General features: G+C 55.0%; 3 protein-coding genes and 1 riboswitch. Of the genes, 1 reads left to right on the forward strand and 2 read right to left on the reverse strand.

Features of this window, described 5'->3' with window-relative positions:
* Together HY788_03395 and HY788_03400 are read right to left on the reverse strand one after the other, a co-directional pair.
* Positions 1–1,942: TonB-dependent receptor (locus tag HY788_03395; GenBank protein ID MBI4773221.1), on the reverse strand; the 1,942-nt coding region annotated here is incomplete at its 3' end.
* A 171-nt stretch (positions 1,943–2,113) separates the two neighbouring features.
* The gene (locus tag HY788_03400; protein ID MBI4773222.1) at positions 2,114–3,565 is read right to left on the reverse strand and encodes a hypothetical protein; all 1,452 of its coding nucleotides are present in this window, start codon (positions 3,563–3,565) and stop codon (positions 2,114–2,116) included.
* Between the two features lie 203 nt (positions 3,566–3,768).
* A riboswitch (cobalamin riboswitch) is annotated at positions 3,769–3,937 on the reverse strand.
* A 351-nt stretch (positions 3,938–4,288) separates the two neighbouring features.
* Here HY788_03400 and HY788_03405 point away from each other — a divergent pair.
* A complete protein-coding gene (locus HY788_03405; GenBank protein ID MBI4773223.1) occupies positions 4,289–6,658 on the forward strand; it encodes a hypothetical protein in 2,370 nt (789 codons plus the stop codon).
* Positions 6,659–6,751: the final 93 nt, after the last annotated feature.

A 6,751-nucleotide genomic window follows, 5' to 3' on the forward strand; every position in this document is an offset into this window, starting at 1 on the left:
CGTATTGCTTGTCCGTGATGTTCTGGACCTCGAGGGTGGCTGTGAGCCAGTCGAATGGCCGGTAGCTTATGCCGGCGTTGTGCAGATGACGGGCTTCCACCTCTCCGATGTTTGAAGCGTTGAGGTAGTTCTTGTCAACGTACCTATAATTGTAGAAAGGTTCGAGCTTCCAAAACGTCAGTCTGGCGAACAAGTCCACTTCCCAGACGGGGCGCTGGGGCAACTGCTTGCCTCGTTTGCCTTTTACCGGTCCTTCGTTGATGGCCTCCTGGTACGTGATATTTCCGGAAAAGTGGAAGAGGCTCCAGAGCCCGAGACGGAAGACGGTCTCGACACCGGTAATCTCGGCTTCGTCCACCTGCCGGCTCGTGCTGATGTTTCCCGTGGCCCGTTCTATGGTAATCAGGTTTTCCACGTAGTTCTTAAACAAAGTCACTTCCAACGAGAAATAACGCAGCAAGGCCTCCTGCCAGGAAAAATGCACGCCTCCCCCGACATCGAAATTGTTGCTGCGTTCCGGTACCAGATCGATATTGCCAATAAAGGTGCCGTTATTACCGAACAGTTCGAAGAAGCTGGGAAAACGGTGATATTGCCCCGCGTTGGCTTTTGCATATAGAAACGGCCACGGAGTGTACTTCAGGCCGATTTGAGGAGTCCAGACATCGTACGTTTTATCCCCGGCCTCCCCGAGGACCACTTTGCCGACGTCCACTCCGAAGAGTTCGTTTTCCACGCGATCGATCCGAAGAGAGGGGAGGACGAGTACTTTCTTTCCGAATAGTTCGATGCGATCCTCCAATCCCGCCGTATAGGTGGTGCGCTCGCTCTTGGGCACGGTGATTCTGGAAAGGGCGTCCTTGGGATCGAATTCTTCCCTGGAGGCTCTACCGATGAAGGAAACCGTTTGATATTCTCCCAACGTGTAGTTCGTCACCAAATCGGTTCCAGCGGTAGTGGTTATGTCCTCGGTATCCTGACTGCCGCCGCCCACCTCGCCGTGCCGATCGTCCAGTTCGTCCATCTTGTAGGCGAAGTACCCTTTCAAGGTTGCGAACAGGTCGTCCGTCGCCTGCAGTTCGGCCTGAGCGGTGGTCAGATTCTCCATCGTGTCGAAGGCTGCGTGTTCGGTCGGTGCGCCCACGGTCCCCGGCAGGCCCTTGTGGCTGGTTTGGTAGTTGTTGATAACGTCCAATCGTACGGCGGAGAAGTCATAGCCGCCGCGCAAAGACACATTTTCTTCGCGATATTCGTTGTTCTGTCGCTTTTCGACGCGGTCGTCCGCCGTATTGAACTTGGTGCCGCGGTCGTTCACATATTCGAAGTCGTTCTCCGACTGACGGTGTTCATACGCCACGCTGAAGTCGAAAGGCCCCGGTTTGTCTCCATAGAATGCGCTTCCCAGGAATGTCTCGAAAGATCCATACTGCGCCTGACTGAAGAAGGTCCGCTTGTTTTTCGCCCGTTTGGTCTTGATATCGATCACGCCCCCGATACCCGAGACCCCCAGGCTCATGGGGGCGGAGCCCCGGTATACCTCGATGCTTTCAATAATCGAGGTTGGAAGCGCGGCCAGATTGACTCCTCCGGCTAGTGCTTCGTTGAGTGGTATTCCGTCGAGCAGCACGGTGACCTGTTCACCGCTGCTGCCACGGATGGATGTCGTGGAAAAAGATCCCAGCCCGCCCGCCGTATTGATTCGAACACCCACCTCTTCGCTCAACACATCGGCCACGGACGTGAATTTACCGGTAATCCGATCTTCCGTGATCACTGTAACGCTGTGCGGACTTTCCTCTTCGATGCGCTGCGCTTCTTCCTTCTGCTCGACCACATATACCGTTCCGAGAGAAAATGGTTCACTCGAAACGGTATCCTCTGTGTGCACGGTTCCGGGACCGGCCAGCAGGGTGAAATAAAGCACCGCCGAAGCGACGGTCATCCATCGAGATCTCGATAGCTTGCATATCATGGGGGCACCATCAGCTGTTGGGAAACAGACGAAACTTTATGGATTCGGTCCTTCCTGCCGGTCCGCCGGCTCACAGCTCGACCATTCCGGGACGCCGCCCTTCCGGCCGGCGCCCGGCTCCGTACGTAGGACCACGGGATGTTATCTTTCCAAAATGCTCAAGAAATGCATGGGCAGATCGGTTGCGCCTTTTCCGGCAATGGCGTTGGTTTTCGTGTCTATGGCAATGATGCCCGGGTCCGCATCGGAGCGGTCCGTGGTGAAGAGAGTGCATCCACAGCTCAGACATCCGGTTTTGATATCTTCGATGAAATAATTCGCCTGAAATAAACCGTTCTGAACCATTTCCCCGCTGGTGGGGTTGAATTCGGAGATGATGCTGTTGAACGAAACGTCGTATCCCAGCAGATACCCTTTTGCCGCATTGCAAAGGGCGATGTTGGCGATCTGGAGACCCGCGGCTTCCTCGGTTACGCGCAGGCCTTTGGACGTATCCGTGGTGGTGTCGATGACCTCGATGCCGCTTTTTACTTCCGCGTCCGAGTACGACCCCACGCATTGGACGAACAGTTCCTTCGTGTCTTCCAGGTAAACCATATTGCCCGGATTCTTTCGTTGGAGCGCGATTCCCTGCATACCCTCCGCAAGCGGGTTCAAATCCATCACTGTGTCGCTGAGTGTATGGATTTTGATCACCAGGCCCTGCAGCGGTTCGAAGGCGTTCTGTTGGTCTAGCTGTTGCAAGATTACGTATAGAAATTCTCCGACCCTCACCATCTGGTTGGCTTCCGGCAGGCCGTCGACACCCTGCGTAAACCCCGAAATATCGATGAGCCCCAGCCGTTGGCCCGTCAGCGGGTTGAGTTTCAGAATAGCGGGAGACCCGAGAAAACTCATATACGCCACCGAATCGCTGATGAATTCCAAATCCTGAGGATTTGTGGACGCCTGAGGGGACGGGATTTCGAAATTGCCGCCCGGATCGGTTTTCCCGACGCTGTAGTTAGCCAAGGGATTCCCTTGGGTATGGACAGCGTCCAGGACCGTCACGGAATCGCTGTTAAAACGACCCACAACATACACGTTGCCGTTGTGTGCGCGTACGAAGGAATCGTTGAACAGGACCAGATCCGACCCGCTCGATGTAGTGTATTTCACGGCGCCGTAGGGCGAGGAGGCGGTGGCGCGGTAAGCCAGGCCGTTGGGATCCGAGAAAATGCCTCCTGAACTGAAGACAAGGCCGCAAAAAACGCCGCCAAAATCTTTCGTGAGCGCGTAAGAGACGGGGTCGCCGCCGGAGGGCGTCAAGTCCGCTTTGGCTTGCGTGTCGCTGGAAAACGTAATGGACAGTGTGCTGCCGTCTCCTCCGAGTTCACCGGCATTGAATCCGTCCGAAAAATCCGAATCAAGGTAAGATTGATAGGTTCGGGCGTCCGGTGTGACCACTACCGTCATGGAACCCGTGTCGTGTTCGGAGATCCAGAAGTTCACGTTACCGGGCGTGCTCTTCCAGATACCGCCGAATCCGGCCGGACAGACGTTGGACGCAAATAACAATCCCAAAATGGCAACCAGGCAGATCATCTTCTTCATCGCTACTACCTCCCAGAGTTTGGACATCGGTTGGGCCGTGGGAATCCCCGCCGAATCAGGGAAGATCCGCGTGATTTCAATCCGCGCCGCGCGTTTGCCCGGTTCCGCTCATCTACGGCACAAACAAAAAATCCTTATGTCCTCGACCGGGCATAAGGATTATCGAGAAAAACGGCGACTCTCAAAGGATGCATAAACCCGGTGCAGAATTGATTCACGCAGGTAGGTCTTCTGGCTTCCGGATCATCGGCGCCCCACGCCTTCCCATCCCATCGGACAGTGGCATGCTGTGACGCGCCTACCCGGTTACAGCGGCGGGTCCGCTCCCGATTCACACGGGATTCCCAAAATACCTGCTTTCAACATCCTTACCAATCGGAATGGAATGTGTCAAGAAATTCGTGATAGAACCGGAGCGTCTTGAAAAAAAGATGCAGAACAAAACAAAGGGGAATACTATAAGAAGCATAGAGTAGGGCGGATTGGAGATGGGGGGTCCTCAGATTGCGGAAAGCGGCCCCCGTGGGAGAACACTACACACGGGGGCCGCTTTCGCGGAGATACCGGACCGTCGCATTCAAGAAGCCCGTCACCGGATCAATGAAAGGCAATCTCTGCGCAGGCGGGGATTGCCCTGAACGGAAGCTGGCAGGCGGACCGAAAAACTCCCCCTATTGACTCAAATAGGAAAGTCATCGAGAATACGGATCGAGTGAGGAGATTATGGAAGCACCGCCAGTCGATTTTCCCTTCCGGAGCGCACTGAGCTTAAAGCCCATGGCCGATTACCTGGGCCGGAAATCAGGCTCCGGCGGCATGACCGACCCGTCGGTTTTATCGGATTTGCGCATCCGACTGGAAAATGCTCCGGAACTGCTGGGACCCATTGAAGACTTGACCGTTCTCGACCGTTATGACGGCTTGATCGAAGACTTGATGAGCGCGGTGTTCTCGCCGATCTTTCTTGAAACACAGCTCTTCGCTGCCGTAGTCCCCTATCACGCAAGGCCTTTTTACGCGTCTCCCCAGTTTCGCCGCATGTTGCTGAATGAGGACGGTTCGTACGCCGGTCGTTTCGTGTTGGATCGGGACAGCTACAATCGCGGGCGTATCGCCAGGGCCTATCTGATCGTTTTGGAGAGGCTCTGTGGAATCAAACACCCTTTCGATTTTCCTTTGATCCGGATCGTGCCTGACCCTCAGACAGAACTGGAACGCTATTTCAAGCTCAATCTCGACTTCCGTTTCGTGGAGGTCCGAAGTATTTCGAGGAGTAATGAAATATCGGCTGAAGAGGCCGCGGAGGTTCTCAAACACATTACCGATCCCGAGGCGCTACGAGTGATCATGCCGCCGGAGGAATTCGAATTTAGCGGCCTGACTCTGTTTCATGCCGTGGACGTAACGGAGTCCGAGGTTCTGGCTGATCTGGAAAAGGACATTGTGGATCAGACTTCGCTGCTTTCGGAGGGCGGCTTCAGCCGATTGGAGGAACGGCTTCGTACGTTCTTCCGCAACCCGCGTCTAAAAGCAGGACTTGCGGCCATTCGCAAGCGGGAGGTCATCCTGTTTCACAGACAATGTGAGGCCATACCGGCGTGCGTTTTGGCGGGCTCAAGTCGTCTTCCGGTGTCCAGATTCGATGGGACGGTTTTTGAAAGAGTGGTTCTCGAGGATCGGACCGTGATTGTTCCGGACCTGATGAAAGAACCCCCGCCGGACGACGTTGTAAAGGACCTCCTGAGCGCGGGGGAGCGCTCACTCCTCATCGCTCCGCTGAAATATAAGGGCGAATGCGTCGGGATCCTGTGTCTGAAATCCGCCGAACCGGAGGAATTCGGCCCGTTGGAGGCCATGGTTGTGGGAGTGCTTCAGCCATTGTTTTCCATGGCCGTCAAGAACCTTCTCGAGGAAATGGAGCACCAGATTCAGTCGACCATAAAGGAGCAGTGTACGGCCCTGCACCCAGCGGTGGAATGGCGATTCCAGAAAGCCGCGCTCAATCGCATAGACCGGATGCGGCTGAATCGATCGGCCGAAATGGAACCGATTGTGTTTAAGGGAGTCTATCCCTTCTATGGAGTCTCGGACATACGTGGATCTTCGGACGAAAGGAACCGCGCCCTTCAGGAAGACCTGACCGCGCATCTGCACCTGGCCCGGAAAGTGCTCGACGTTGCCAACGATGCTAAGCCCTTGCCCATACTTCAGGAGCTGTCAACGCGCCTCGACGACCAAATCCATGGACTCCGGACCGGGATCGGTTCCGGAGACGAGATTCGGATCGTGAGGCTCATTCAGGATGAAATAGAACCGGTGTTTCATGATATTCGCGGCTTCGGCATCCAGGTCGGAATCGCCATAGAGGCCTACCATTCCTCTCTTGACGGCAACGTGGGCACGGTATACGAGCGTCGGAAAGCATTCGAGCATAGTGTGGCCGTGCTGAACGAGCGGCTGGCGGTATTTCTTGACGGAGAAAACGCCAAGCTTCAGGCCATGTGTCCCCATTATTTCGAAAGGCACCGTACGGACGGTGTGGACTACCTCATATACATGGGGAAATCCCTGCTGGAAAATGGAGAATTCAACGATCTTTATCTGAAAAACATGCGACTTTGGCAACTCAAGTTGGCCTGCGGAATGGCGCAAATCAATGAACGTATCAAGCCCGGCCTAGAGGTTCCTCTGGAAACGGCTCACCTGATTCTGGTGCAGGATGCTCCTCTGTCCATTCGTTTCCGCTACGATGAAAAACGCTTCGACGTGGATGGAGCGTACGATTTACGATACGAGATCGTCAGGTCCCGCCTGGACAAGGCCTTGATACGCGGCGGCAGGGAGCGGCTTACGCAGCCGGGAAAGGTTTCAGTCGTTTACGCACATGCGGAAGAAGGCCGCGAGACGGAACGCCACATCGATTTCCTCAGGTCCACGGGACAATTTGCCGGAAAAACGGAATACCTGGATCTCGAGGACTTACCCGGTGTTCGAGGTCTCAAGGCCATGAGAGTGAAAGTTAACCTTCCATCTCATGAAGAAGGTGCGGGAACCGCCGGACAAACCCCTGTCCGTGATGTCCGTACGGCCTGATGACTGCCGCATGACGAACGACGGAAGTGCTTTCGTCATTGGAAGATCGCTCGAAAATCAGTCTCTTCCGCCAGAAAAACCTTGACAGAGGAA

The sequence above is a fragment of the Deltaproteobacteria bacterium genome (assembly GCA_016208165.1).
Classification (GTDB): Bacteria; Desulfobacterota; Desulfarculia; order JACQYL01; family JACQYL01; genus JACQYL01.

Excerpts from the sequence above, each read along its gene's own strand:
- HY788_03405 (MBI4773223.1), top strand. The coding sequence starts at position 4,289 with ATGGAAGCACCGCCAGTCGATTTTCCCTTCCGGAGCGCACTGAGCTTA.
- HY788_03400 (MBI4773222.1), bottom strand. The coding sequence starts at position 3,565 with ATGAAGAAGATGATCTGCCTGGTTGCCATTTTGGGATTGTTATTTGCG.